The sequence below is a fragment of the Allobosea sp. GW821-FHT10B12 genome (assembly GCF_059415545.1).
The window spans coordinates 890,049-914,682 of record NZ_JBWKNL010000003.1 but is presented as its reverse complement, the minus strand read 5'-3'; the positions used below and the strand labels follow the sequence as shown (position 1 = coordinate 914,682).

The 24,634-nt window shown below is 66.5% G+C and carries 27 protein-coding genes and 1 tRNA gene; 13 read left to right on the top strand and 15 right to left on the bottom strand.

Translation table 11 applies throughout. From position 1 onward, the window contains the following. Nucleotides 1-17 precede the first annotated feature (17 nt). A complete protein-coding gene (locus AC07O0_RS14445; protein ID WP_494624121.1) occupies nucleotides 18-818 on the bottom strand; it encodes an SDR family oxidoreductase in 801 nt (266 codons plus the stop codon). 123 nt (nucleotides 819-941) lie between these two features. On the opposite strand from AC07O0_RS14445, the gene AC07O0_RS14440 reads away from it, so the two are divergent. The 7 genes from AC07O0_RS14440 (at nucleotide 942) to AC07O0_RS14410 (ending at nucleotide 8,451) form a co-directional block, all read left to right on the top strand. Continuing rightward, nucleotides 942-1,790: a MurR/RpiR family transcriptional regulator gene (locus AC07O0_RS14440; RefSeq protein WP_494624119.1), complete on the top strand. Its 849-nt coding sequence runs from the start codon at nucleotides 942-944 to the stop codon at nucleotides 1,788-1,790. Then, nucleotides 1,783-3,684, top strand: coding sequence for a bifunctional 5-dehydro-2-deoxygluconokinase/5-dehydro-2-deoxyphosphogluconate aldolase (locus tag AC07O0_RS14435; RefSeq protein WP_494624117.1), 1,902 nt, complete (start codon nucleotides 1,783-1,785; stop codon nucleotides 3,682-3,684). Before AC07O0_RS14440 ends, AC07O0_RS14435 begins: the two co-directional genes overlap by 8 nt. A gap of 11 nt (nucleotides 3,685-3,695) precedes the next feature. Then, a complete protein-coding gene (gene iolD / locus AC07O0_RS14430; RefSeq protein ID WP_494624115.1) occupies nucleotides 3,696-5,537 on the top strand; it encodes a 3D-(3,5/4)-trihydroxycyclohexane-1,2-dione acylhydrolase (decyclizing) in 1,842 nt (613 codons plus the stop codon). A 14-nt stretch (nucleotides 5,538-5,551) separates the two neighbouring features. Then, a complete protein-coding gene (iolE, locus tag AC07O0_RS14425) occupies nucleotides 5,552-6,451 on the top strand; it encodes a myo-inosose-2 dehydratase (protein WP_494624113.1) in 900 nt (299 codons plus the stop codon). Nucleotides 6,452-6,464: 13 nt separating this feature from the next. Next, nucleotides 6,465-7,268, top strand: coding sequence for a 5-deoxy-glucuronate isomerase (gene iolB, locus AC07O0_RS14420; RefSeq protein ID WP_494624111.1), 804 nt, complete (start codon nucleotides 6,465-6,467; stop codon nucleotides 7,266-7,268). Further along, entirely contained in the window at nucleotides 7,265-8,017 is a 753-nt protein-coding gene (locus AC07O0_RS14415) for a hypothetical protein (RefSeq protein ID WP_494624109.1), read from the top strand. Before iolB ends, AC07O0_RS14415 begins: the two co-directional genes overlap by 4 nt. Before the next feature lie 158 nt (nucleotides 8,018-8,175). After that, nucleotides 8,176-8,451 carry a hypothetical protein gene (locus AC07O0_RS14410; protein WP_494624107.1) on the top strand — a complete coding sequence of 92 codons (276 nt, stop codon included), beginning with the start codon at nucleotides 8,176-8,178 and terminating at the stop codon, nucleotides 8,449-8,451. Nucleotides 8,452-8,455: 4 nt separating this feature from the next. On the opposite strand, the gene AC07O0_RS14405 is transcribed toward AC07O0_RS14410, so the two are convergent. Further along, a complete protein-coding gene (locus tag AC07O0_RS14405; RefSeq protein ID WP_494624105.1) occupies nucleotides 8,456-9,082 on the bottom strand; it encodes a hypothetical protein in 627 nt (208 codons plus the stop codon). 73 nt (nucleotides 9,083-9,155) lie between these two features. Next, on the bottom strand, nucleotides 9,156-9,362 hold the full coding sequence (locus tag AC07O0_RS14400; RefSeq protein ID WP_494624103.1) for a hypothetical protein: 207 nt from the start codon (nucleotides 9,360-9,362) through the stop codon (nucleotides 9,156-9,158). A gap of 135 nt (nucleotides 9,363-9,497) precedes the next feature. On the opposite strand from AC07O0_RS14400, the gene AC07O0_RS14395 reads away from it, so the two are divergent. Continuing rightward, nucleotides 9,498-9,983, top strand: coding sequence for a hypothetical protein (locus tag AC07O0_RS14395; RefSeq protein WP_494624101.1), 486 nt, complete (start codon nucleotides 9,498-9,500; stop codon nucleotides 9,981-9,983). Between the two features lie 66 nt (nucleotides 9,984-10,049). Here the strand turns inward: AC07O0_RS14395 and AC07O0_RS14390 are convergent, their stop codons facing one another. The 3 genes from AC07O0_RS14390 to AC07O0_RS14380 form a co-directional block, all read right to left on the bottom strand. Beyond that, complete coding sequence (locus AC07O0_RS14390; protein WP_494624099.1) at nucleotides 10,050-11,405, bottom strand: amidohydrolase family protein; 1,356 nt, start codon at nucleotides 11,403-11,405, stop codon at nucleotides 10,050-10,052. Nucleotides 11,406-11,593: 188 nt separating this feature from the next. Then, nucleotides 11,594-12,451 (bottom strand): LysR family transcriptional regulator, encoded by an 858-nt coding sequence (locus tag AC07O0_RS14385; RefSeq protein WP_494624097.1) that lies wholly within the window; start codon nucleotides 12,449-12,451, stop codon nucleotides 11,594-11,596. 142 nt (nucleotides 12,452-12,593) lie between these two features. Next, nucleotides 12,594-12,669 (bottom strand) — tRNA-Ala (locus tag AC07O0_RS14380). A gap of 108 nt (nucleotides 12,670-12,777) precedes the next feature. Here AC07O0_RS14380 and AC07O0_RS14375 point away from each other — a divergent pair. The 4 genes from AC07O0_RS14375 (at nucleotide 12,778) to AC07O0_RS14360 (ending at nucleotide 15,019) form a co-directional block, all read left to right on the top strand. After that, nucleotides 12,778-13,068 (top strand): YggT family protein, encoded by a 291-nt coding sequence (locus tag AC07O0_RS14375; protein WP_494624095.1) that lies wholly within the window; start codon nucleotides 12,778-12,780, stop codon nucleotides 13,066-13,068. 4 nt (nucleotides 13,069-13,072) lie between these two features. Continuing rightward, nucleotides 13,073-13,387 (top strand): DUF167 family protein, encoded by a 315-nt coding sequence (locus AC07O0_RS14370; protein WP_494624093.1) that lies wholly within the window; start codon nucleotides 13,073-13,075, stop codon nucleotides 13,385-13,387. 70 nt (nucleotides 13,388-13,457) lie between these two features. Then, entirely contained in the window at nucleotides 13,458-14,177 is a 720-nt protein-coding gene (locus AC07O0_RS14365) for a carbonic anhydrase (RefSeq protein ID WP_494624091.1), read from the top strand. Nucleotides 14,178-14,356: 179 nt separating this feature from the next. Beyond that, entirely contained in the window at nucleotides 14,357-15,019 is a 663-nt protein-coding gene (locus AC07O0_RS14360; RefSeq protein ID WP_494624089.1) for a cold-shock protein, read from the top strand. Nucleotides 15,020-15,121: 102 nt separating this feature from the next. On the opposite strand, the gene AC07O0_RS14355 is transcribed toward AC07O0_RS14360, so the two are convergent. From AC07O0_RS14355 to AC07O0_RS14330, 6 genes are all read right to left on the bottom strand, one after another. Beyond that, nucleotides 15,122-15,661 (bottom strand): MOSC domain-containing protein, encoded by a 540-nt coding sequence (locus AC07O0_RS14355; protein WP_494624087.1) that lies wholly within the window; start codon nucleotides 15,659-15,661, stop codon nucleotides 15,122-15,124. A gap of 124 nt (nucleotides 15,662-15,785) precedes the next feature. Then, nucleotides 15,786-16,274 carry a bacterioferritin gene (bfr, locus tag AC07O0_RS14350; RefSeq protein WP_092156792.1) on the bottom strand — a complete coding sequence of 163 codons (489 nt, stop codon included), beginning with the start codon at nucleotides 16,272-16,274 and terminating at the stop codon, nucleotides 15,786-15,788. 110 nt (nucleotides 16,275-16,384) lie between these two features. After that, the gene (locus AC07O0_RS14345; RefSeq protein ID WP_494624086.1) at nucleotides 16,385-16,672 is read right to left on the bottom strand and encodes a (2Fe-2S)-binding protein; all 288 of its coding nucleotides are present in this window, start codon (nucleotides 16,670-16,672) and stop codon (nucleotides 16,385-16,387) included. Continuing rightward, entirely contained in the window at nucleotides 16,669-17,202 is a 534-nt protein-coding gene (irrA, locus tag AC07O0_RS14340; protein WP_494624085.1) for an iron response transcriptional regulator IrrA, read from the bottom strand. Before irrA ends, AC07O0_RS14345 begins: the two co-directional genes overlap by 4 nt. Before the next feature lie 169 nt (nucleotides 17,203-17,371). Continuing rightward, nucleotides 17,372-18,958: a DHA2 family efflux MFS transporter permease subunit gene (locus tag AC07O0_RS14335; protein WP_494624084.1), complete on the bottom strand. Its 1,587-nt coding sequence runs from the start codon at nucleotides 18,956-18,958 to the stop codon at nucleotides 17,372-17,374. A gap of 178 nt (nucleotides 18,959-19,136) precedes the next feature. Continuing rightward, on the bottom strand, nucleotides 19,137-20,342 hold the full coding sequence (locus AC07O0_RS14330; protein ID WP_494624083.1) for an HlyD family secretion protein: 1,206 nt from the start codon (nucleotides 20,340-20,342) through the stop codon (nucleotides 19,137-19,139). A 149-nt stretch (nucleotides 20,343-20,491) separates the two neighbouring features. Between AC07O0_RS14330 and AC07O0_RS14325 the strand changes: the two genes are divergently transcribed. Further along, the gene (locus AC07O0_RS14325; protein ID WP_494624081.1) at nucleotides 20,492-21,166 is read left to right on the top strand and encodes a TetR/AcrR family transcriptional regulator; all 675 of its coding nucleotides are present in this window, start codon (nucleotides 20,492-20,494) and stop codon (nucleotides 21,164-21,166) included. Here AC07O0_RS14325 and AC07O0_RS14320 read toward each other — a convergent pair. The 3 genes from AC07O0_RS14320 to AC07O0_RS14310 all read right to left on the bottom strand — a co-directional run bounded on the left by AC07O0_RS14320 (nucleotide 21,139) and on the right by AC07O0_RS14310 (nucleotide 24,230). Further along, nucleotides 21,139-22,026 (bottom strand): alpha/beta hydrolase, encoded by an 888-nt coding sequence (locus AC07O0_RS14320; protein ID WP_494624079.1) that lies wholly within the window; start codon nucleotides 22,024-22,026, stop codon nucleotides 21,139-21,141. The genes AC07O0_RS14325 and AC07O0_RS14320 overlap by 28 nt on opposite strands. 70 nt (nucleotides 22,027-22,096) lie before the next feature. Then, the gene (locus AC07O0_RS14315) at nucleotides 22,097-23,023 is read right to left on the bottom strand and encodes a DMT family transporter (protein ID WP_494624228.1); all 927 of its coding nucleotides are present in this window, start codon (nucleotides 23,021-23,023) and stop codon (nucleotides 22,097-22,099) included. 172 nt (nucleotides 23,024-23,195) lie between these two features. Next, nucleotides 23,196-24,230, bottom strand: a complete 1,035-nt coding sequence (locus tag AC07O0_RS14310) for an aspartate-semialdehyde dehydrogenase (RefSeq protein WP_454025101.1) — start codon at nucleotides 24,228-24,230, stop codon at nucleotides 23,196-23,198. Nucleotides 24,231-24,634: the final 404 nt, after the last annotated feature.

Sequence of the window (24,634 nt, the reverse complement as noted above, 5' to 3'; positions counted from 1 at the left end):
GAGAGTGCTCCGGCGCCTCAGTCGTGCGCGCCGAGAATGGTCTGGTCGAAATCGATATTGGCGCCGGTCATCAACCCCGATTCGGATGACGCCAGATAGGCGACGGCCTTGGCGACCTCGCGCGGATCGATCAGGCGGCCGAAGGGGCGACCGGCCTCAGCCTTCTCCAGCCAGCCATCCTGCGCATCATGGCGCAGGCGCATGATCGCGTCCTCGCCCGGCGTCGCCATCCAGCCGATATTGAGGCCGTTGACGCGGATGCGGTCGGCGAGGAGGCCGTAGGCAGCGTTCCTGGTCAGCGTTGCCAGCGCGCCTTTCGAGACGCTGTAGGCGGACAGGAAGGGCTGGCCGCCATGGGCCGACATCGACTGGATGTTGACGATGGAGCCCCGGATACCGTGCTTGCGCATCAGCGTCGCGGCGTCCTGGATCAGGAAGAAGGGCGCGGTCAGGTTGACCGCCATGATGCGTGCGTAGAGTTCAGGACTCGTGTCGAAGATCGTGCCGCGGTCGGTGTCGCCGGCGGCGTTGACGAGGATGTCGAGCCGGCCGAAAGCTTGCTCGGCGGCCGGGATGATTCCGCGGACGGCGTCGAGATCGGCGAGGTCGGCGGCGTGGAAAAGGGCGTTACAGCCGGCAGCCTTCAGGCTGTTGGCGACCTTTTCGCCACGCTCGCGATTGCGGCCGGTCAGCACGAGGCCGGTAGCGTCACGGGCGGCGAATTCGCGGGCGATCGCCTCGCCCAGGCCCTGGCTGCCACCGGTGACGATGGCGACCTTGCCGTCGAGCTCGCGGCGGAAGTCGATTGGCTCAGGCACCCTCAGTTCTCCCGGGCAGTGCCACTGTCATAATGGCACATTATTTTTATTGCGCTTGACTAATGGAACAAACATTCCATTCTCTGCCAGCGCAAGTCAAGGCCGCGAGAGCCCCTGTTCCCGATGACATCGCCAGTGCAGCAGGAAACGCCAAAAGACGATTTCGACGGCTTCGTCGCCTTGCTGCGCGAGCGTGGGCCGAACCTGCCGAAACGGCTGCGGCAGGTCGCCGATTACGCGCTCGCCAATCCCGACGACATGGCGCTCAGCACCGCCGCACAGGTGGCGCAGCAGGCCGGCGTGCAGGCCTCGACCCTGGTGCGCTTTGCCCAGGCGCTCGACTATTCCGGCTTCAGCGAATTGCAGCAGCTCTTCCGCTCGCGGCTGCGCCAGCAATTCCCGGATTATCGCGAGCGGCTGGCGGCACTGCGCGACGAAGGCGCGGCCGGGCCGAACATGGCGCAGGTGCTGCTCGACGGCTTCGTCGAGGCCAGCCGCAGCTCGCTGGCGCGACTGCAGACGACCGTCAGATATCGCGACATTGACAAGGCGACGGACCTGCTCGCCGGGGCGCAGACGATCATCCTGGTCGGGGCGCGCCGGATGTTCGCGGTCGTGTCCTATCTCGCCTATGCCTTCGGCAAGCTCGGCATCCGTGCCGTGCTGGTCGACAATATCGCCGCGCTCGGCCCCGAGCAGGCGGCGATCGCGCGCAAGGGCGACGTCGTCATCGCCGTCAGCTGCGCACCCTATACGCCGGCGACGGTTGGAATCGCGGCACAGGCCCATGGCAAGGGCATCCCGGTGATTGCGATCACCGACAGCGCGCTCAGCCCGCTCGCCCAGCATTGTTCCCTGTGGCTCGAGGTCGAGGAAGCCGATTACGGCGCCTTCCGCTCGATGTCGGCCACCTTCGCGCTCGCCATGACGCTCGCCGTCGGCACCGCAGAGAAAGCCCGTCCCGATGCCTGAACCCGTGCTCGACCTGATCTCGATCGGCCGCTCCTCCGTCGACCTCTACGGCCAGCAGATCGGCGGCCGGCTGGAGGACATGGCCTCGTTCTCCAAGGCGGTCGGCGGCTGCCCGACCAATATCGCGATCGGCACCGCCCGGCTCGGCCTGAAATCGGCGGTGATCACCCGCGTCGGCGACGAGCAGATGGGCCGCTTCATCCTGGAGCAGCTGCAGCGCGAGGGCGTCGAGACCAAGGGCGTGGTCGTCGATCCCAAGCGCCTGACCTCGCTGGTCATCCTCGGCGTACGCGACGAGAAGACCTTTCCGCTGATCTTCTACCGCACCGATTGTGCCGATGCGGCGCTGGACGAAAGCGAGATCGACGAGGCCTTCATCGCCTCGGCCAAGGCGGTGGTGGTCACCGGCACGCATTTCGCCATTCCCAACGCCGCCAAGGCGCAGCGCAAGGCGATCGCACTCGCCCGCAAGCATGGCCGCAAGGTCGTGTTCGATGTCGACTACCGGCCCAACCTCTGGGGGCTCGCCGGGCATGCCGCCGGCGAAGAGCGCTATATCCGCTCGGACAGCGTCACCCAGCATCTGCAGGCGATCCTACCGGACTGCGACCTGATCGTTGGTACCGAGGAGGAATTGCACGCCGCCGGTGGCTCGGAGGACACGCTCGCCGCGATCCGCAATATCCGCGCGCTGAGCAAGGCGACGATCGTCTGCAAGCGCGGGCCGATGGGCTGCGTGGTGTTTCCGGGCGCCATCCCCGCTTCGATCGAGGATGGCATCAAGGGGCCGGGCTTCCCGGTCGAGGTCTACAATGTCCTGGGCGCCGGCGACGCCTTCATGTCCGGCTTCCTGCGCGGCTATCTCAGCGACGAGCCGATCGAGACCTGCTGCACCTGGGCCAATGCCTGCGGCGCCTTCGCCGTCTCGCGCTTGCTCTGCTCGCCGGAGAGCCCGACCTTTGCAGAGCTGCAATTCTTCCTGAAGCATGGCTCGCCGCACCGGGCGCTGCGCCATGACGTGGCGATCAACCATGTCCATTGGGCGACGACGCGCCGGCCGCAGGCGGCGACATTGATGGCGCTCGCCATCGACCATCGTTCCCAGATCGAGGCGATGGCCGACGAGGCCGGCGTGCCGCACGAGCGCATCGCGGCCTTCAAGCGGCTCGCCGTCGATGCCGCGGCGCGGATCGCCAAGGGCGCCGACGGCTTCGGCATGCTGCTCGACGGACGCCACGGCCGCGAGGCGCTGTTCCGCGCCGGCGATCACGGCTTCTGGGTGGCGCGGCCATTGGAGGTGCCGGGCTCGCGGCCGCTGCGCCTCGAGACCGATGCGGATGGCTCGCTCGGTGCGGCACTGAACGAGTGGCCGGTCGACCATGTCGCCAAGGTGCTGGCCTTCTATCACCCCGATGACGACGCGGCGCTGAAGGCCGAGCAGGAAGCGACCTTGAAGCGGGTGGCGCTTGCCTGCCGGCAGGTCGGTCGCGAGCTGCTGGTCGAGATCATCTGCTCGAAGAACGGGCCGCTCAGTGACGACACCATGGCGAGCGTGATGCGCCGGCTCTACGCGATCGGCATCAAACCGGACTGGTGGAAGCTGGAAGCGCAGCCGAGCGCGGCAGCCTGGGCCGCGATCGATGCCGCGATCGCGCAGAACGACCCCTATTGCCGCGGCGTCGTGCTGCTCGGGCTCGATGCGCCGCTGCCGGAGCTGGAGGCGGCGTTCCGGCTGGCGCAGACTGCGAACACGGTGAAGGGTTTCGCGGTCGGGCGCAGCATCTTCGGCGAGGCGGCGCGCGGCTGGCTTGCCGGCACGCTCGACGACGAGGCCGCGACCGCGATGATGGCCGAGCGCTTCGGCCGGCTGGTCGACGCTTGGCAAGGGCGCTGAGGAGATAGGCGATGAGCACTGTACGGCTCACCATGGCGCAGGCGCTGGTGGCGGCGATGGCGGCGCAGAAGACGGTCGTCGGCGGCCGGACGCTGCCAATCTTCGCTGGCGTCTGGGCGATCTTCGGCCACGGCAATGTCGCCGGCCTCGGCGAGGCGCTGCATGGCGCCCGCGACATCCTGCCGACATTGCGGGCCCATAACGAGCAGGCGATGGCGCACTCGGCGATCGCCTTCGCCAAGGCCTCGCGCCGGCGCCGGATGATGGCGGTGACGAGCTCGATCGGGCCGGGCGCGACCAATATGGTGACGGCCGCCGCGGTCGCGCATGTCAACCGCCTGCCGCTGCTGCTGCTGCCGGGCGATGTCTTCGCCGGGCGCCGGCCCGACCCGGTGCTGCAGCAGATCGAGGACTTTGGCGACGGCACCGTCTCGGCCAATGACTGCTTCAGGCCTGTCTCGCGCTATTTCGACCGGATCACCCGGCCGGAGCAATTGATCCCGGCCTTCGAGCGGGCGATGCAGGTGCTGACCGATCCATCGGAATGCGGGCCGGTGACGCTGGCGCTGTGCCAGGACGTGCAGACCGAGGCTTTCGACTATCCCGAGAGCTTCTTCGCCGAGCGGATCTGGCAGCCGCGCCGGACGCGGCCGGACGAGCAGGAGCTGGCGCAGGCGGTCGCGCTGCTGAAAGCGGCGAAGCGGCCGCTGGTCGTCGCTGGTGGCGGCACGCTCTACAGCGAGGCCGAGGGCGAGCTCGCCCGCTTCTGCCTGGCGCACGGCATCCCGAGCGCGGAGACGCAAGCCGGCAAGAGCGCCTTGCCGCACGACCATCCGCTCAATCTCGGCGCGATCGGCGTCACCGGGACCGGTGCTGCGAATGAGGCGGCGAAGACGGCCGATGTCGTGCTCGCGGTCGGCACGCGCCTGCAGGATTTCACCACCGGCTCGCGGGCGCTCTTCGCCGATCCGGAGTGCAGGATTATCGGGCTGAACACGCAAGCCTTCGACGCCGGCAAGCATAGAGCGCAGCCGTTGTTGGGCGATGCCAAGGCCGGCCTTGCCGAGCTCGAGATCGCATTGGCGGGCTGGAAGGCTCCGGCAGGCTGGAGTGCGCAAGTGCAGGCCTCGCGCGACGCCTGGCTCGAAACCGCCGCGCGCTACACTGCCATGGGCAACCAGGCGCTGCCGAGCGATGCGCAGGTGATCGGCGCGGTGCAGCGACAGAGCCGGGCGAGCGATGTCGTGCTCTGCGCCGCCGGCGGCCTGCCGGGCGAATTGCACAAGCTCTGGCAGGCGGGCGCGCCCGGCGGCTATCATATGGAATACGGCTATTCCTGCATGGGCTACGAGATTGCCGGCGGCCTCGGGGCCAAGCTGGCGGATCCCGCCCGCGAGGTCTTCGTCATGGTCGGCGACGGCTCCTATCTGATGATGAACTCGGAGATCGCGACCTCGGTGATGCTCGGCATCAAGCTCACCATCGTCGTGCTCGACAATCGCGGCTTCGGCTGCATCAACCGTCTGCAGAACGCGACCGGCGGCGCCTCTTTCAACAACCTGCTGCGCGATGCCCGTCACGAGGTGCTGCCGGAGATCGACTTCGCCGCGCATGCCGGTTCGATGGGGGCGATCTCGCGCAAGGTCGCCGGTCTGGCGGAGTTGGAAAGCGCGCTCGGTGAAGCCCGCGGTCATGACCGCACCAGCGTCATCGTCATCGATACCGACCCGCTGATCTCGACCGATGCCGGCGGGCATTGGTGGGAGGTTGCGGTGCCCGAGGTTTCGGTGCGCGACGAGGTCAAGGCGGCGCGCAAGCGCTATGACGGCGCGCTCGCCGCGCGCGACAACTGATCAAAGAGGACGACATGCCTATCCGCATCGGCGCCAACCCCATCGGCTGGTCGAATGACGATCTCCAGGACATCGGCGGCGCGACACCGCTCGAAACCTGCCTGGCCGAGGCCCGCGAAGCCGGCTTCGTCGGCATGGAGCTCGGCCACAAGTTCCCGCGCGAGCCGAAGGCGCTGACGGCGGCGCTCGATCCGTTCGGGATGGCCTGCATCTCCGGCTGGTATTCGGCCGAGTTGCTGAAGCGTGATGCGGATGCAGAGCTGCGACGCCTGCGGCCCCATCTCGACCTGCTCAAGGCGATGGGCTCGACCGTGCTGGTCTTCGCCGAGACTTCGAATGCGATCCATGGCGACCGCAGCAAGCCCTTGTCGCAGCGGCCGGTGATGGCTGGTGAGGATTGGGCCGAGTTCGGCCGGCGCGTGACCCAGGTGGCGGAACAGACGCTCGCCGAGGGCGTCAGGCTGGTCTACCACCACCATATGGGCACGATCGTCGAGAGCGAGGCCGATATCGACGCCTTCATGGCGGCGACCGGCGAGGCGGTGCATCTCCTGCTCGACACCGGCCATGCGACCTGGGGCGGGGCCGATCCGGCCAAGCTCGCGCAGCGCTACCGCGCCCGCATCAGCCATGTCCACGCCAAGGACGTGCGCAAGGGCGTGATGGAGCAGGCACGCAGCGAGGATTGGAGCTTCCTCGACGCCATCCTCGGCAAGGGCCGGGAACTCGGAGTCTACACCGTGCCGGGCGACGGCATGGTCGACTACCCCGCCGTGTTCAAGGCGCTGCCGGGCTATTCCGGCTGGGTCGTGGTCGAGGCCGAGCAGGATCCCGAGAAGGCGCATCCGCTGACCTATGCCAAGAAGGGCGTCGCCCATCTCAAGCAGAGCCTGAAGGAGGCCGGGCTCGCCTGAGCCCGGAGCGGTCATGTCGAAGCTGCTGGTCAAGCCGCAGGCGCCCGATGCCGAGGGGCGCATCCACGAGGTCACGCCCGAGACGGCCGGCTGGGAGCATGTCGGCTTCGCCGTGCACAAGCTCGCCGCCGGGCAGAGCCTTTCGCGCGAGACGGGCGACCGCGAACATTGTCTCGTCCTGCTCTCGGGCAAGGTCGCAGCCAGCACCGGAGACAAGGATTTCGGTGTGATCGGCGGGCGGGCCTCGCCCTTCGAGCCCGATCCCTGGTCGCTCTACGTGCCTGCGGGCTCGAACTGGAGCGTCACGGCGCAAGGGCCGTGCGAGCTCGCGATCTGCTCGGCGCCGGGCACGGCGGGGGCACGGCCGGCCCGCATCATCGGCCCGAACGATGTCGGCTCGCTGACACGCGGGGAGGGCAGCAACACCCGTCATGTCCGCAACATCCTGCCGGAGACTGAAGCCGCTGACGGGCTGCTCGTCGTCGAGGTGATCACGCCATCGGGCTGCTGGTCGAGCTACCCACCGCACAAGCACGATCAGGACAATCTGCCGGTGGAATCGTTGCTGGAGGAGACTTATTACCACCGCCTCAACCCGCCGCAGGGCTTCGGCTTCCAGCGCGTCTACACCGACGACCGCTCGCTCGACGAGACCATGGCGTTCGCGGATGGCGATGTCGTGCTGGTGCCGAGGGGCTATCACCCGGTCGGCGCGCCGCATGGCTACGAGCTCTATTATCTCAACGTCATGGCCGGGCCGAAGCGAGTCTGGAAGTTCCACAACGATCCCGCGCATGAGTGGATGCTGAAGGCGTGAGCGAGGCGGCCGGGATCGAACTGATCGGCGACGAGGATCTCGCCTATCTCCGCAGCCGCACGGCTTTCGTCGCCGGCGCCGGCATGACGCTCGACGACGGCTATCGCCTGGCGCATCTGCCGCTGATCGACCCGGGGCACCCCAAGGTGATCGCGCGCAAGGACGGAACGCACTACGAGAACGGCCGGCATCCGCCGATCTATTCGCTGGTGGCGCCGACACGGGATCTGGCTGAGGCGCCAGCTTACCAGGAGCTGGAACAGGAGCTGCGCGATGCTCCGTTCGCGGGCAAGATCGCCTGGGACATCGTCGTACGGCGGCAGGCCAAGCTTCACGCGACGGTTTGCGGTTCGCTGTCGATCGGTACGCTGCCAACCATCGATCCGGCCGCACGTGAGGCCCTGTCGCGCATCGGGCCGATCGCGCTGGAGCTGCGCGGCCTGTTCTCGGGAAACGTCAATCGCGGCCGGCTGTATCTCAGGCTCTATCCGGAGCGTCGCGACGGGCAGAATACCCTCCACCTGCTTCAGCGTGCGCTCGGGCGGCCGACCAGCGATCTCTATGTGGTCGGCATCTGGAACCTGAACGACGATCTCGACGTTGCTGAGGCGGCAGCGCTCGCGAGCCTCGTCGAGCGCTGGTGGGACAGGCCGATCCTGCGCTTCACAGCTGCCGAGCTGTGGCTGATGGGAGCCAGCGACGATCTCGTCCTCGACTCGCAGATCGTCGAGACGCTGAGCTTGCGATAACCGGAAGATTGCCCCGGACGACGCTTCACTTGCCTTGACGGCGCGACGGGTCTACGTCGCGCTCACCGCTTTCAGTCGCCGCTCCGCGGCCCCGCGATCCCTTCGGCCCGCCCTGGGCGCCGCTGCTGGATGGATCGCCCAACCGACAGGATCGAACCATGGCCCGCAAGAAATCAAAGCCGCTCGAGGCTTCCTTCGTGCTGTTCGACGTATTCTACGAGGACGGCTCCCGCAGCTCCAACCGTCGCGTGCCGAGCGAACTGCTCGGCGGGATCGACGGTGACGAACCGGCTCTGGATGCGATCCAGGAGCAGGATCGCATCATCGCCGAGAAGTCAGGCAGGCGCCCCCTGACGATCAAGAGCCTGGTGCGCGCCGGCGAGGCCGAGAAGCAGGCCGCTCGTCAAGCCGAGAAGGCGTCGCGCCGAGGCTGAGCAATTACCGCTTGGCTCTGCGTTTCGCGGCTGGCTGCGGCTGGCTGCCGCTGCTCAACAGCGAGCCGATGACGTAGAGCGCGAGGCCGACGCCGACCACGGCGGCAAGCGGCTCGCGTTCGCTGCGCTTCATCAGCATCTGACCGCCCTCGCGGGCATAGTCGCGACCCATGTCGAGATAGTCCTGCCCGCGGGCTGCATAATCCCGGCTGCGATCGATCTGTTCGCGGCCGCTGCCGACCAGATCGCGCCCGGCGCGCAGCGCCTGGTCGCCATAGTCGCGCAGCATCCGACTCCAGCCCGAGGTATCGGGCTGCCAGCTCGAACGGCGGGGCGTCATCGCCCAGGCGATCAGGCCGACGCTGAGCGCACCCACCGCGAAGGCCGCGAGCGGATGGCGCTCGACCGTCTCGACCGCCGCCTCGCCGGTTTCCTGGGCATAGCGGCCGGCATCGCGCAGCGGATCGAGCTCAGCGAGCTTTTCCTTGGCCCGGCCGTAGCCGTCCCTGACGGTTTCCGCTGTGCGATTGGCAAGATCCGCAGCGCGGGCGGTGACGCTGCCCGTCGCGCGGTCGATCTCCGCATCTTCGCTGGGAGGGACGTCCGGCGGCAGGCGCTTGTCGTTGTCCATCGTTCGACTCCGTGGCTCGAAAGCTTCAGGATCGAAACGAAGCAACGGCGGCTGAGTTCCGCCGCCGGATGGATTAGCGCGAGGCGCGACGCGTGGCCCGCACGACCGACGGAGCGCTGACCGCACCGGCAGCCCCGCCGACAACCGCCCCGACCGGCCCGGCGACGACTGCTCCGGTCCCAGCGCCGACGGCGGCGCCGCTGACGCGCTGCTCCAAGGTCGTGCAGGCAGCCAGGCTGAAAGCCACAACGGGCAAGGCGAGATAAGCGGCAACCTTCATCAAAATGTCCTTTGTGGTGACTGGCTATCGAATCCGCTGACTAGCCCAGAAGTTGCCGCAGGGCGATGGCAGAGATTCGCATCGTTGGTTAAGCTCGCCGCGGCGAGCTCGACTCATCGCCCAGGGAGACTGCTCATGAAGACGCTTCTGTTCTCCACCGCCCTCGCTCTGATGACCATGGGTTTAGCCGGCGCCCCGGCCTCGGCCCTGACCATGAAAGAGTGCAGCGCCAAGTATCAGGACGCCAAGAAGGCGAACACGCTGAAGGGCCAGAAGTGGAACGATTTCCGCAAAGCCAACTGCGCCGATGACGATGCCTCGGAGAACGATGCGGCGGCGGCGGTGACGGATGCTCCAGCCCCGGCGGCGACGCCGGCCGCGACCACGGCGGCCAAGCCGGCGGCGGCGACCCCGGCAAAGCCCGCCGGCAAGGCCAAGGCCGCAGTGTTCCCGCGGGTCGTCGCGCCGAAATATTCTGATGAGACCGCCGGCAGGGCGCGCCTCAAGACCTGCGCCGACCAGTACAACGCCAACAAGGCCGCCAACGCCAATGGCGAGCTGAAATGGATCGAGAAGGGCGGCGGCTACTGGAGCCAGTGCAACGCCAAGCTCAAGGGCTGAGCAGGAATAGGCGTGGCGCGCCCGCGACCCGGGCGCGCCGAAAAAATGGTCTCGACTCTATGAGCGTCAGGCCTTGCCGACGCTGCCGTAAACCATACGCCCCTGATGGAAGGTGGCGCTGCGCGCTGGCACGCGCGCCACTGCCTCGGCCGAGCAGCTGGCGCCGACCAGAGTGAAGCCGGCATCGTCGCCGACCTTGGGCCAGGCGCGCTTGCCCTCGTCGTCGAGCGGCAGGACGCCGCCGGTCGCGATGGCGAGCGAGCGCGACAGACGGAACTCGTCGGAATTCCGATAGACCTGCGCGTAGAAATAGGACCGCTCCAACATGTCGCCGCTGCCAAAGGGCGACCAGTGGTCGATGACGCTGTCGGTGCCGGTCATCACGAAGACACCCTTGTCCTGTAGTTGCGGCAGCGGCATCGTCAGGGCGCCGAGCGGCACGGTCGAGGCGATCGTCATCTTCTGGGCTGCGAGGCGCTGGATCGTCTCGGCCTGAAGGCCGGGCGCCATCGTCGCCAGCGCGAAGCCGTGGCTGATCGTCACCTTGCCGCGCAAGGCCGGGTTCTTTTCGACCGTGTCGATCATATAGGTGACGGCGGCGGCGCCTGACGGGCCGGTCTCGTGCAGGTGGATGTCGACGCCCTTGCCGGTGTCGAGCGCGATCTGGAACATCGCGTCGAGTGATTTCTCCATCGCCTTGTCGACATTGGTCGGATCGAGCCCCCCGACATATTGCACGCCCATCTTCATGGCTTCGCGCATCAGCCCGTCGACCTTGGAGTGCAGCAGGCCGTGCTGCGGGAAGGCGACGATCTCGCAGGAGAAGTCGTTGCGATGCTTATCGAGCGCGAGCAGCAGGTGCTCCAGGCTCTTCAGGCCGCTGACCGGGTCGATGTTGCAATGGCTGCGGGCGGTGGTCGTGCCCTTCGACTGCAGCAGGGCGATCAGGCCTTCGGCGCGCTCCTGCGAGGTCGGCAGCAGCGTCGGGATCAGCTTCTCCTCCAGCGCGATCATGTCCATGATCGTCTTGCCCTGGCGTGGGCGCGGCGCCTGCCAGGGGCCGCCATAGAAGGTCTTGTCGAGGTGGATGTGCATGTCGCGCATCGCCGGCAGCATCAGCTGGCCGTCGGCGTTGTAACGCGGCAGTGTGGCGGAGAGGGCGGCGCCTGCGGGATGCAAAGCGGCGATCTTCCCGTCCTTGATCTCGAGCGTATAGAGCCTAGTGCGGGTGCCGACCACGATCTCGCCGTCATAGTCGAAGCCATCTTCGAGCCGGACATTACCGAGATAGTAGTGGCGGTCGGTCAGTGTGGTGATGCCGGTCTTGGCATCGTCCCTGCCGGTCTTGCTTGGAGCCGCTTCAGCGCTGCCACCGGCCAGGCCGATGATCGCCGCCGAGGTGGTGAGCTGGCCGGTCTGCATGAGAAAGCCCCTGCGGCTCTGGTGCTGCGCGCTGCCCATGGTGTTTCCCCGATCTAATGTGAGCTTGTGGCTCCGATCTACGGGACGCTTACGGGCATTGGCAGCGATCTTTGCCCATGATGATCATTCGATTCGGCAATGATCAACGCGTTCAAGCCGATAGCCAAGGATCGGCGGCAGAGATCACACTATTGCTGGAGGCCGCAGAAGGCGGCCAGCTCCCCGGCGAGGGTCGTGGTCGCGTCCGGGGCATTGTCGCGGTAGTAGAGCGCCAGCTCGAAGCCGGTCACCTCGGGCAAGCCCTCCGCGGTTCCAAGCACGCGGTGGCCCTGCTGCCGGCAGCTTGCGGGAAGCAGGGTCAGGCCGAGCCCGGCGGCGGAGGCCGCGGTGAGCGCAGCCAGGCTCGTACTGGCGTAGCTGACCCGCCAGCGTATGCCGAGGCTGTCCAGGGTCTCGCACAGCTCCTCGCGGTAGAGCCCGTTCAGCGGAAACACCGCCAGCGGCACCGGCGCGCGCTCGATCGCGGGGTGGGCGAGGCTGTCGAGCCAGAGCAGCGGCTCGGGTCTTGCGGCGCGCGGCGGCTGGCGGCGGCGCTGCTTGACCAGGATCAGGTCGAGCTCCTCGCGCTCATAGGCGCTGTAGAGATCGGCGCTGAGGCCGCTGGTCACGTCGAGGCGCAGATGTGGCTCCGCCAGGCTGAACTGCGCCAGCAGGCCGGCGGTCGGCACGGTGAAGTCCTCGGGCATGCCGAGCCTGAGCACGCCGTCGCGCCAGAAGCCGGTCAGCGCGTCATGGGCTTCCTCATGCAGAGCGAGGATGCGCCTTGCATAGCTCAGGAGCCGGCCGCCTTCCTCGGTCAACTGCACCTGGTGCGGATTGCGTTCGAACAGCGGCTTGCCGAGCATCTCCTCAAGCCGGCGGACCTGCTGGCTGACGGTCGATTGCGACAGAGAGACCCGCTCGGCGGCACGGGTGAAGCTCATGCTGTCACAGACTGCGACGAAGCTTTGCAGCAGCTGCGGGCTGAACATGGGGTAGCGAGTCATCGTCGCGCTGCCGGGTGGTTCGGGGCGGTCACGCGATACTAGGGGGCGCAGGTGGCTGCGGCCAAGGCAGCGTCCGCGGGCGAGCAGCCAACGGCGCTTCGGTCCATCGATTTCGGGAGATCAACGACCAAGTCGTTGGGCCTGGTGGAGCTGAGGGGATTCGAACCCCTGACCTCTGCAGTGCGATTGCAGCGCTCTCCCATCTGAGCTACAGCCCCAGGGCGCTGGCCTTCTAGGCCGTGCGTCGCGCTTCTGTCAATCGCTTGCGACAGGAGTTTTGTGGGTGCTTCCGGCGAAGCGCCTGGGCTTCTCGGAGATGCTGCTCGATGCGTGCCGTTCTCGACGTCGTGATGCTGGCGCTGAACCTCTATGTCTGGATCCTGATCGCCTCGGCTGTGCTGAGCTGGCTGATCGCCTTCAACGTCGTCAACACCCGCAACCAGTTCGTCTCCACGGTCTGGGATTTCCTCTACCGCATCACCGAGCCGGCGCTGCGGCCGATCCGCAACATGCTGCCCAATCTCGGCGGCATCGACATCTCGCCGATCATCCTGCTGCTGGTCATCTTCTTCATCCAGAGCGTGATCCAGCGCTACATCTATCCCAACGTATTCTAGCCGGATGTCGCCCTGGTCCGTCACGCCGGACGGGCTTGCGATTTCGATCCGCCTGACTCCGCGCGGCGGACGTGATGGCCTCGACGGCGTCGAGACGCTGGCCGATGGCCGCCAGGTGCTGAAGGCAAGGGTCCGGGCCGCGCCGAGCGAGGGCGAGGCCAATGCCGCCCTGATCGCGCTTCTGGTCAAGGAATTGGCGGTTTCCCGCTCGCAGATTGCGCTGACGGCCGGCGCGAGCGCGCGGCTGAAACGAGTCGTCATTCACGGCGACGCGCCAGCGTTGGCGGCACGATTGCAGAAGCAGCTTTGCGAGATTTGATGCTGCATCGCAGCAGAATCAGGCTGCGGGCTCTTGACGGAGGCCGTCGCTTTCTGGCCCAACATGCGCCATGGACCAGCCAGCCCCCCAGCCGTTCCCGCAACGCCTGACCGAAGGCTATCGCGCTTTCCTCGACGATCGCTTCGTCCGCGAGCAGAGCCGCTACGAAAAGCTCGCCGAGAGCGGGCAGACGCCGAAGATCATGCTGATCGGCTGCTGCGATTCGCGCGTCTCGCCCGAGGTGATCTTCGATGCGAGCCCTGGCGAGATGTTCGTGATCCGCAACATCGCCAACCTGATCCCGCCCTTCTCGCCGGACGATCAGCTGCACGGCACATCTGCCGCGCTCGAATACGGCGTCCAGGCGCTCAAGGTCGAGCACATCGTCGTGCTCGGGCATGGCCGCTGCGGTGGCATCAAGGCCTTCGCCGACGATACGCAAGGCCCGCTTTCGTCTGGCGATTTCATCGGCCGCTGGATCACGCTGGTCGAGCCCGCGGCCCGGCGCTCGGGCGGACGCGGCCGGAACGAGACGCTCGACGACTATGTCGAGCGCCTCGCTTTGCTCTCGGTCCAGCAGTCGCTCGCAAACCTGCGCACCTTCCCGTGCATCAACATCCTCGAGAGCAAGGGCAGGCTGCACCTGCATGGCGCCTATTTCGCGGTCGCAACCGGCATGCTGATGCTACTCGACCCGCAGACCGGGCAGTTCATCCCGGCGGTCGGCGAGATGCCGAAAAAGGTGCAGATGATCCGCTGCTCGGAGGCCGAGCCGGGACAGGACGGTTGACGTCTGCTCCCGATCGGGTGAATTTTGAACAATCCGCCGCGTGAAACGGCGGTCGCTGGGGAAAAAGTTTGCGATCCGGCAGCATTTCGCCGGACCAGAATTTTTGCTGCGCCGCCCCGATGACGAACCCGGAAGCTTGCGCTAGATTGCGCGCTCCCGGTCACTATCGTTGAAGCTGCATGTTCGATCGTCGCAAGCCCGCCGCCCCGGCGCCCTTCGTCACCCACGAGAATATCGAAGCCAAGGTCAAGTGGTTCGATCCGGAGAAAGGCTTCGGCTTTGCCTCTCCGGCGGACGGCTCGGGCGACGTGTTTCTCCATATCTCGGCCATCGGCCCGCAGGATCCGCAAGACCTGCAGCCCGGTGCGACCATCATCTGCGATCTCGGCGAAGGCCGGCGCGGCCTGCAGGTCGTTTCCGTCCACGAGATCGACGCCTCGACCGCAACCCCCGCTGCGCCGCGTGGCGCCGGCGGTCCTGGTGGCGGTGGCCGTCCGTTCTCGCCGCGCCCGCCGCGCGACGATTTCGGTGGCGGCTATGGCGGTGGCGGCGGCTATGACCGCGGCGACCGTGGTGGCTTCGACCGCGGCGGCGATCGCGGTGGCTTCGATCGCGGCGCCAGCGCCCCGATGGAAGGCCCGTTCGATGGCGCGGTGAAGTTCTTCAACACCGACCGCGGCTTCGGCTTCATCGCCCCCGACAAGGGCGGGCCGGACGTGTTCCTGCACGTCTCGTCGCTGAGCCGCAGCGGCCTGCAGCCGCCGATGGACGGGCAGCGCGTGCGCTTCTCGATCCGCGCCGGCAAGAAGGGCCCCGAGGCCGCGAACATCAGCTTCCTCTGAGAAGCTGGTCGCGAGCACATCTCGCCGGTCAGGCTGAACCAGCCTGACCGGGCTATAACCTTGACGCAATGATGAGGCGGCGGGCCGAAAGGTCCAGCCGCCTCAGACGCGTTCGAGGGCCCGATGCGGCAGGGCCGGCAAGCGGACCTCGATCGAATCGCCGGGACTGACCTCACCGCCCACCAGCACGATCCCCATGATCCCAGCCTTGCGGATCAGCTTTCCGTCCGCATCGCGGCCGAGCACGGCCTTGAGCAGGCCGGGCTGGAACGCCTCGATCTGGGTGCAAGGATTGCGCAGGCCGGTGATTTCGACGAGCGCGTCAGCGCCGAGCTGCAGGCGCGTGCCGGCGGGCAGAGCGAGCAGGTCGATTCCGCGGGTGGTGACGTTTTCACCCATATCGCCGGGTCGAATCGAAAAGCCACCGGCTGCGAGCTCGTCGAACAGCTCCTCATGGATCAGGTGAACCTGGCGCAGATTGGGCTGCGTCGGATCGACGGCGACGCGCGAGCGGTGTTTCACCGTCTCGCCGCAATGAGCATCGCCCTCGATCCCAAGGCCGGCGAGCAGCCGAATCGCCTGCAGGATCGGCTTGCTGAAGCGGTGGCCCTGGTCCCGTGCGACTGCGACGATCGTGCCCATCTCTCGTCTCCATGCTGGTGGTGGGTCTTTGGCATGGCGGGCGCAGCTTTGGGAGATGGACGCGCAACAAAAAACCGGGCCTGTCACCAGGCCCGGTCGATCGCCCCTTTAAAACGGCCTGTGCTCAGTGCTCGTCGCCCTCGAGCCCGCCGACATGCTTCTGGGTGTAGAGTTCGAGGCCGATGCGGCCGATCAGGTCGAGCTGGGTCTCGAGGAAGTCGATATGGCCTTCCTCATCCTTCATCAGAGCCTTGAACAGGTCCTCGGACGGGTAGTCGCCGACATCGCGGCAGTATTTCGCGGCTTCCTGATAGAGGGCGCGTGCCTCGACCTCGGCCTTGAGGTCGCACTCGATCACTTCCTTGACGTTCTCGCCGATGCGCAGCGCGTCGAGGGTTTGCAGGTTCGGGAAGCCTTCGAGGAAGAGGATGCGGTCGACGAAACGGTCGGCGTGGACCATCTCCTCGATCGACTCCTTCTTCCAGGTCTTGGCCATGTCCTTCAGCCCCCAATTATCGAGCATCCGGTAGTGCAGCCAATACTGGTTGATGGCCGTGAGCTCGGAGCGCAGGCCCTTGTTGAGGTATTCGATGACCTTCTTGTCGCCCTTCATGCCGCTCTCCTCGCAATCGACTACATTAGAATGATCCTAATGTAGAGCGGCTCGACCGGAAAGGGAAGGGCAGATTGCGCGCCCGGCGCGAGAAAACGTGTCGTGCCGGATCAGGCGGCGACGCGGTCGTCATTCTCCTCAAGGCCGGCCATCATCAGGCCGACCGAGACATGTACGGCGCATTCGACATTGTGGCTGGCGCAGCTATGACACTGGCTGGCGCAGGCGGCGCGCGCCTCGGCGAGCAGGGAACGAACCTCGCGGGCACAGCGGCCGCAGTCCGGACTGCAGCCGAGGCAATCATAGGCCTCGCCCGCGGTACGCGGACCACTGCCGTCAGGGGCGATGGTACCCTTGATCTGACGGCAGGAGAGAACGTTACAGGAGCAGACGATCACGCCCGGTGGCCCCCGGCGACCTTCGTCACCGTCTCCTCGCCATCAGCGCGACGCAGGCGCACGATCACCTCGACCGAGGAGATCATCATGCCTTCCGGGGCGACCGGCAGGCCCGAGACGTGAATCTCGGAACCCGGGATGTCGACGACGGTCTCGTCGTCCTCATTGTAGAAATGGTGGTGCTCCGAGACATTGGTGTCGAAGAAGGTCTTCGGCCCGGAGACGGAGACCTGGCGCAGCAGGCCGGCCTCGGAGAACTGGCGCAGCGTGTTGTAGACGGTCGCGAGCGAGAGCGGCTCGCGAGCGCGCAGCGCCTCCTCATAGAGCATCTCGGCGCTGACATGGCGATCGCCCTTGGCGAAGAGCAGCCAGCCCAGCGCCATGCGCTGGCGCGTGGGCCTCAGGCCGACGCTGCGCAGGCGCGCCTTGACCGCGCTGATCGGGCAGGCGGCCGGAGCCTTCTGCGGCCAGGGGATCTGCTCCGCCTGGGCCCGCACCGGGCTGCCATCCTTCAGGGACAGAATGCTCATGAACGCCTTCCAACTCGAAGATCGGTGTCTTCGTAGTTTAGAATTCATCTAAACTACTGATATTGCTAGTATTTTTGCCGTGTCCGAAGCCGACTGTCAATCTCTTCGCACCTGCGGCAAGACGCATCAGGGGTTGTCCACGATGCGGAGCGGTCGTTCGGGGCAGGTCTCAGTGACCGCCGCCGCCTCCGGGTTTCGCCGCTGGCGGCTTGCTCATGAAGATGGCGAGCGCGACCAAGGCAGCGAAGATCACGGTCAGACCAAGGAAGACATCGCCGAAGGCCATGATCAGGGCCTGCTTATGGGCGCGCTGGTTCAACGTGTAGAGCGCCATGGTCTGCGCGGCATCGCCGAAATCGGCGAAGCGCTGGGTCATCGCCGCAAGATTCTCCTCGGCAATCTGGCGCCCGGCAGCGACCGCCTCGTGCAGGCGGGTGATGTGCAGGTCGGTGCGGTTGTTCAGCAGCGTATTGATCACCGCGAGCCCGACCGCGCCGCCGAGATTGCGGGTGAGATTGTAGAGGCCCGACGCATTCTTGAGCTGCTGCGGCGGCAAGGTGCCGAGGGCAAGATTGTTGATCGGCACCATGCACAGCATCAGCGAGCAGCCGCGCAGGATCTGCGGGATCAAGAGTTCGTGAAAGTCCCAGTCGGCGGTGATGAAGGACGCGATCCAGGTCCCGAGCGCGAAGCCGCCGAAGCCGATCATCATCATGATGCGCGGGTCGAGCTTGGCCGAGAGGCGCCCGGCGATCGGCGCGGTCAGGAACATGGCGAGGCCGGTGACGAACATGGTCTCGCCGATCATCAGCGCATCATAGCCGCGGATGCGCCCGAGATAGACCGGGTAGAGATAGGTCAGCCCGTAGAGGCCGATGCCCATGGTGAAGGAGAACAGCGAGCCGAAGGCGAAGTTGCGGTTCCTGAAGGCGTAGAGATCGACCAGCGGATCGTCGCGGGTCAGCGCCCGCCAGAAGAACAGCACGGCGCCGATGATCATCACGAAGGTGAAGATCACGATCTCGTGGCTCTCGAACCAGTCGAGCCGGGTGCCCTCTTCGAGCACGTATTCCATGCTGCCGAGGAAGGCGGCCATGGCGCCGAGCCCGACCCAGTCGAAGCGCTTGAGCAGGCTGTGATCGGGCTTGTCGAAGTCGATCAGGTTCCAGGCCGCGATGGTGACGGCGATGCCGGGGATGACATTGACCAGGAAGAGCCAGTGCCAGGAGAAGGCATGGCTGAGATAGCCGCCGACGGTCGGGCCGATGGTCGGAGCGAGCGTGGCGATCAGGCCGATCAGCGGCGAGACGATCGGCCGCTTCGAGGCCGGGAAGATGGTGAAGGCCGCGGCGAAGACGCCGGGAATCATGCCGCCGCCGATGAAGCCCTGGACCGCACGCCACAGGATCATCTCGTTGATCGAGCTCGAGGTGGCGCAAAGGATGCTCGCCACCGTGAAGCCGGCGGCGGCGATAGAGAAGAAGACGCGGGTCGACAGCGCCCGGCTGAGATAGCCGGAGAGCGGGATCATGATCACTTCGGCGATCAGATAGGCGGTCTGGACCCAGGCGATCTCGTCGCTGGAGGCCGACAGACCAGCCTGGATCTCGGCGAGCGAGGCCGAGACGATCTGGATGTCGAGGATCGCCATGAACATGCCGAAGACCATCGCCATGAAGGCGAAGATCCGGCGCATCGGGATGGCGTCGGCAGCCGGTGCGGCACCGGCGGGAATGGCAGTCGTGGCGGTGGCCATGCCGGCCTCCAAGACGGGCTACAGCTTCGGGCTTCAGCTTGGGGTTGGAGCCGAGCCCCCGACCCGAGGAGCGCCGTGAGGCGCGGTGCGCTTTGGCCCAGAAGGGGCGATTGAGCCTTGGCGCATCGCCATTCCCCGGTCGGGAACGGCTCCTCGGGTCGAGGGCCCGGACGTCTGGTTATTTCTGCGTGCTCGGGCGCGGGTCGATCGAGACCACGACCGACATGCCCGGACGCAGCACATGCTTGGCCGCCGACTCGGGCGACAGGGCGATGCGGACCGGCACGCGCTGGACGATCTTGGTGAAGTTGCCGGTGGCGTTGTCGGGCGGCAGCAAAGTGAAGACCGAGCCGGTGCCGCCGGCAATGCCGCTGACCGTACCGTCGAAGAGCTGGCCAGGCAGGGCATCGACGGTGATCTTCGCCTTGTCGCCGATCTTCAGCGGGCCGACCTGCGTCTCCTTGAAGTTGGCGTCGACATAGACCTTGTCGAGCGGGACGATCGACATCAGCCGCTTGCCGGCGCTGACGAGGTCGCCGAGCTGCATGTTGGTGTTGGCGACGAGTCCGTCGATCGGCGCTGAGATCGCCATGAAGGAGAGATCACGCGCCGCCTTGTCCTCGGCGACCTTGAGCTCGTCGATCTGGCGGGCGGCCTCGACGCGCTGTGCCTTCAGCACCTCGATATTGGCCGTAGCCTGGACGACGCCGGCCTTGGCACTGGCGAGCGAGGCGACGGCCTGGTCGCGTGCGGCGGTGGCGGCATCGAGCGTCGCCTGCGAGCCATAGGACTTGGCGGCGAGGTTGTTGGCGCGCTCGAAATCGGCGGTGGTGCGGGTGACGGCGGCTTCGGCCGAGACCTGCTGCGCCTGCGCCTGTTGCAGGCTGGCGCGGGCAGCCTCGACCTGAGCGTCGATGCGAGAGAGCGTGGCCTTGGCGGTCGCGCTCTTGGCCTGGGCGCTCTCCAGCGCGATGCGCTGATCACCGGGGTCGAGCGCGACCAGAGGCTGGCCGGCCTTGACCTCCTGGTTCTGCGTCACCGAGATCGTGGCGATGTTGGCAGGCAGCTTGGCCGAGATCGTCGCCATCTCGGCGCCGACATAGGCATCGTCGGTCGAGACGATGAAGCGGCCATTGCGCCACCAGTCGATGCCGAACCAGAGGCCGGCGGCGAGCGCCGTGCCGGCGACGAGGATCAGCGCGACGCGCTTGGTGCCGCTGCGCTTGGGCGCGGGCTTGTCGCCCGCCTGCGGAGCGGGAGCGCGCTCCTCGTCCGCCTTGCGGGCTTCAACGGGGGCTGGTGTCTGTTCGAGCACGGGATCGACCAGCTTCAGCCGGTCGCGGCGGTCCTCGATACGCTTTTCAACGGCAGATTCGACAGTCATGGTAGCAATGCCCTGACGATCACATTTCGAACCGTCTGGTTCGATTGCGGTTGAAATAGCGCCGAAGCCGGGGCATATCAAGAGGAAATCGAACCGATCGGTTCGATTATTTTTGCAAGCGCGAACATGCGCGAAACGGATGGAACAGGATGAGCGCGACGCTCGAGCCGCGACATGTCAAGGCAATCTCACGCAACCGGCGCGTCGCCGGCGCGGATCCGGACAAGCGTCACCAGATCCTCGAAGGAGCGCATGCCGTGTTCGCGGCGCGCGGCTTCGATGCGGCCAGCATGAACGACATCGCCGCGGCGGCGAACGTCTCGAAGGGTACGCTCTATGTGTATTTCGAGGACAAGGAACATCTCTTCGTCGCGCTGATCGAGCGCGAACGCGAGAAGCAGAAACAGGGCATGTACGAGGCGCTGGCAGAGGAGCCCGATCTCACTCTGGCGCTGATGAACTTCGGCAGCGGGCTGATACGCCTTTTGACCGGTCCCTTCGCGATGAGCGCTCACCGGATCGTGCTCGGGGTCGCTGAGCGCATGCCCGATCTCGGCCGTGAATTCTACGAGCGCGGCCCGATGCAGGGCGCGCGGCATCTGGCCGCTTTTCTCGACCTGCGTGTCGCCAAGGGCGAGCTGGCGATCGCGGACACCGCCCTGGCGGCGGCGCAATTCGTCGACCTCTCACAGTCGACCCTGATGCGCCCGCGTCTGTTCAACGCGGTGCGCACGCCGCCGAGCGAGGACGAGATCGCGCATGTCGTCGGCGAGGCGGTGGCGACCTTCATGGCGCGCTATGGCGTGCCGCCCGCAAAGCTCTGAGCTTTTGCGAAGCGCACGATATCGACGAGGACTGGTGCGCGGCCTCGGAAGCCGGTGTTCAAGGCGAGCAGGATGCCGGCGTGACCAAGGCCGGGATAGGTCTTCAACTCGACTGCTACCCCGGCAGCCCTCAATTTTGCGGCGAGTGCCAAGCTGTTGCGCGGCCTGACCGTTTCGTCTTCGTCGCCGGTTGCGAGGAAGGCGCGCGGGGCGTGGGCGCTGGCAAAGGTGACTGGCTGCGTTTCCGATAGGCGCGGATAGTCGCCAAAAGCGGTAATGCTGCGCGGATCATCGAGCGGCAGGAAGTCGTAGGGGCCGGCGAGTCCTGCGACGCTGCGCACGAAGCCTGGTCGCAGGCCGGCGCGGGCAAGGAAACGCCGATCCAGCGCCAGCATCATCGCGATATGGGCGCCGGCCGAATGGCCGCTCAATGCGATGCCGGTAGCGTCACCGCCATAGCTCGCAATGTGATCCCGGACCCAGCGCAGAGCCAGCGCGCTGTCTTCGACGAAAGCAGGGAAGCGGACCTGCGGCACCAGCCGGTAGTCGGGGATGACAGTGACGAAGCCCTGTGCCGCGAAGGCGCGGCCGACGAAGGCATAGTCGGCGCGTTCGCCGCTGTTCCAGCCGCCGCCATAGAAGAAGACCATGACCGGTGCCCGACCGGTGCCTTGCTCCGGCACGTAAACGTCGAGCCTGTGGCGTTCGTCCGGGCCGTAGGCGATGCCACTGGCGGCGAGGCGGCCGCCAGCATCGGCCGGGCTGAGCGCATTGAGCAGCCCGAGCGGCGAGCAGGCCGACAGTAGTGCCGAGCCGGCTGTGACGAAGGCGCGGCGGCTGAGAGTGATGAGGGAGGTCATTGCGGGCGAGGCTAGGATGAGGGCGATGCTGTGGATAGAGCGCTACCCTCCGGCTGGATGCAGGCCTCGCCTATCGTCCTGTGACCAGACGCGCCCGGATGCGCTCGCGATGGGCGGTGTAGAGGCCGGAGGCGATGATAATCGCCGAGCCGAACCAGGTGAAGGCGTCGGGCAGCACCGAAAACAGGATGAAGCCGAAGGCCGAGGCCCAGAGCAGCTGGACATAGGAGAAGGGCGCCAGCAGCGAGGCGTCGGCATGCCGGAAGGCCTGGATCACGAACCAGTGTCCGACGGTCGAGGAGACGCCGATGAACAGGCCGACCAGCAGTGCCTCGGTCGACAGCGGCTGCCAGGTCAGTGGCTGCAGGAGCGTCAGCAGCACGCAGCCGACGACCGCCGACCAGGCGAGCGTGGTCACCGGGTTCTCGGTCGCGCTCATCATGCGGGTGACGATCAGTGCGAAGGCCCAGGTCGCCGCCGAGAGCACCGGCAGCATCGAGGCGAGCTGGAAGTCGCTGCCGCCCGGCCGGACGACGATCAGGACACCGATCAGGCCGACGGCTGTGGCCGTCCAGCGTCGCCAGCCGATCTTCTCGCCGAGGATCGGGATCGACAGCGCGGTGACGAAAAGCGGGGAGACGAAGCTCGTCGCGGTCGCGTCGGCGATCGGCAGGTATCGCAGCGAGGAGACGAACAGGATCGACGAGACCGTGACGGCGATGCCGCGCAGGATCTGCATGTGCATGCGCTTCGGCCTGAGCTGCGCGAAGCCGCCGGGAGCGGCGACCGCCAGCATGATCAGGGCGAAGGCGGCATAGCGCAGCCAGACGACCTGGATGGCCGGTGTCGTTGCCGTGAGGTATTTCGATGCGACGTCGGCAGCGGAGAGGAAGACGCTGCCGATCAGCATCAGGCCGATGCCGCGCAGGCCATTGTCGCGCCGCGGCGCTGGGCGTTGTGGCGGCTCTGCCGGTGCCGGTTCGACTGGCAGAGGCACTCTGGTCAAGGTGTCGGGCAAGGTCTTCGGCGATTCTTGAGGAGAAGCCGACCCTAGCCGATGATCGGGGCGAGCCCTTGCGCAAATCCGGCACGACCGCCATGCGTCCGCGCAAGAAAAAGGCGGGCATGGCGCCCGCCTTGAAATTTTCTTTAAATCGTCTGGCCTGCTGTCAGGCCGCCTGCTTGCGCGGCTGGATCAGCTTGCGGTTGACCAGCACCTCGGCGATCTGCACCGCGTTGAGGGCCGCGCCCTTGCGCAGATTGTCCGAGACGCACCAGAAGGAGAGGCCGTTCTCGACCGTGGCGTCCTCGCGGATGCGCGAGATATAGGTCGCGTCCTCGCCGGCCGCCTCATGCGGGGTGATGTAGCCACCGGGCTCGCGCTTGTCGATCACGAGGACGCCGGGCGCAGCGCGCAGGATCTCGCGCGCCTCGTCGGCGGTCACTGGCTTCTCGCACTCGATGTTGACGGCTTCGGAGTGCCCGATGAAGACCGGCACGCGCACGCAGGTCGCGGTCAGCTTGATCTTCGGATCGAGGATCTTCTTCGTCTCCGCCATCATCTTCCACTCTTCCTTGGTGTAGCCGTCCTCCATGAAGACGTCGATGTGCGGAATGACGTTGAACGAGATGCGCTTGCTGAACTTCTTCGCCTCGACCTCGCCGGCGGCGAAGACGGCGCGGGTCTGGTTGAAGAGCTCGTCCATCCCTTCCTTGCCGGCGCCGGAGACCGACTGATAGGTCGAGACCACCACGCGCTTGACGCCGAAGCGCTCATGCAGCGGCTTCAGCGCCACGACGAGCTGCGCCGTCGAGCAGTTCGGGTTGGCGATGATGTTCATCTTGCTGAAGCCGGCGGCTGCGGCGGCGTTCACCTCGGGCACGACCAGCGGCACGTCGGGATGCATGCGCCAGGTCGAGGAGTTGTCGATCACGACGGCACCCTGGGCGCCGATCTTCGGCGACCATTCCTTGGAGACCGCGCCGCCCGCCGACATCAGGCAGATGTCGGTGTCGGAGAAGTCGTAATGGTCGAGCGCCTTCACCTTCAGCGTCTTGTCGCCGAAGGAAACCTCGGTGCCGATGGAGCGGGAGGAGGCGAGCGCCACCACCTCGCTGACGGGGAAAGCGCGCTCGGCGAGGATGTCGAGCATTTCATGGCCCACATTGCCCGTGGCGCCGACGACCGCGACCTTGAAGCTCATCTTTGTGAATTCCTTCTGGCGAAACCGGTTCAGCCTCCCCGGGGAGCCGTCGCCGCTGATCTCGCTTGCGGGTTCGGCCGGTTGACCCCGGCCGGGGGGGAGAACCCGGAATCGAGGCGACGTGTCAGTGCGACGTCCGGGTTTTCCCGGCCGTCGTTTTGGTCGTGGTTTTCGTCGTCAGACGGAACGTCACTGAGCCAACCTGAGCATCATCGCGAAGCCGGAAGATAAGTGTCCGGCGTGCAATCCCAAACACAAGCCGCCGTAAAAAGTCAATCGGTAGAGGCGGCCTCCGGCATTAACCCTGCCTCCTTACCCGTCATTGACCCTGTTTCGCGATGGCCCGCGGCCGGTAACGACCTGCTCATCGCGACCGGCGAAAGCTCGCCCGCGAGTGGGACGAG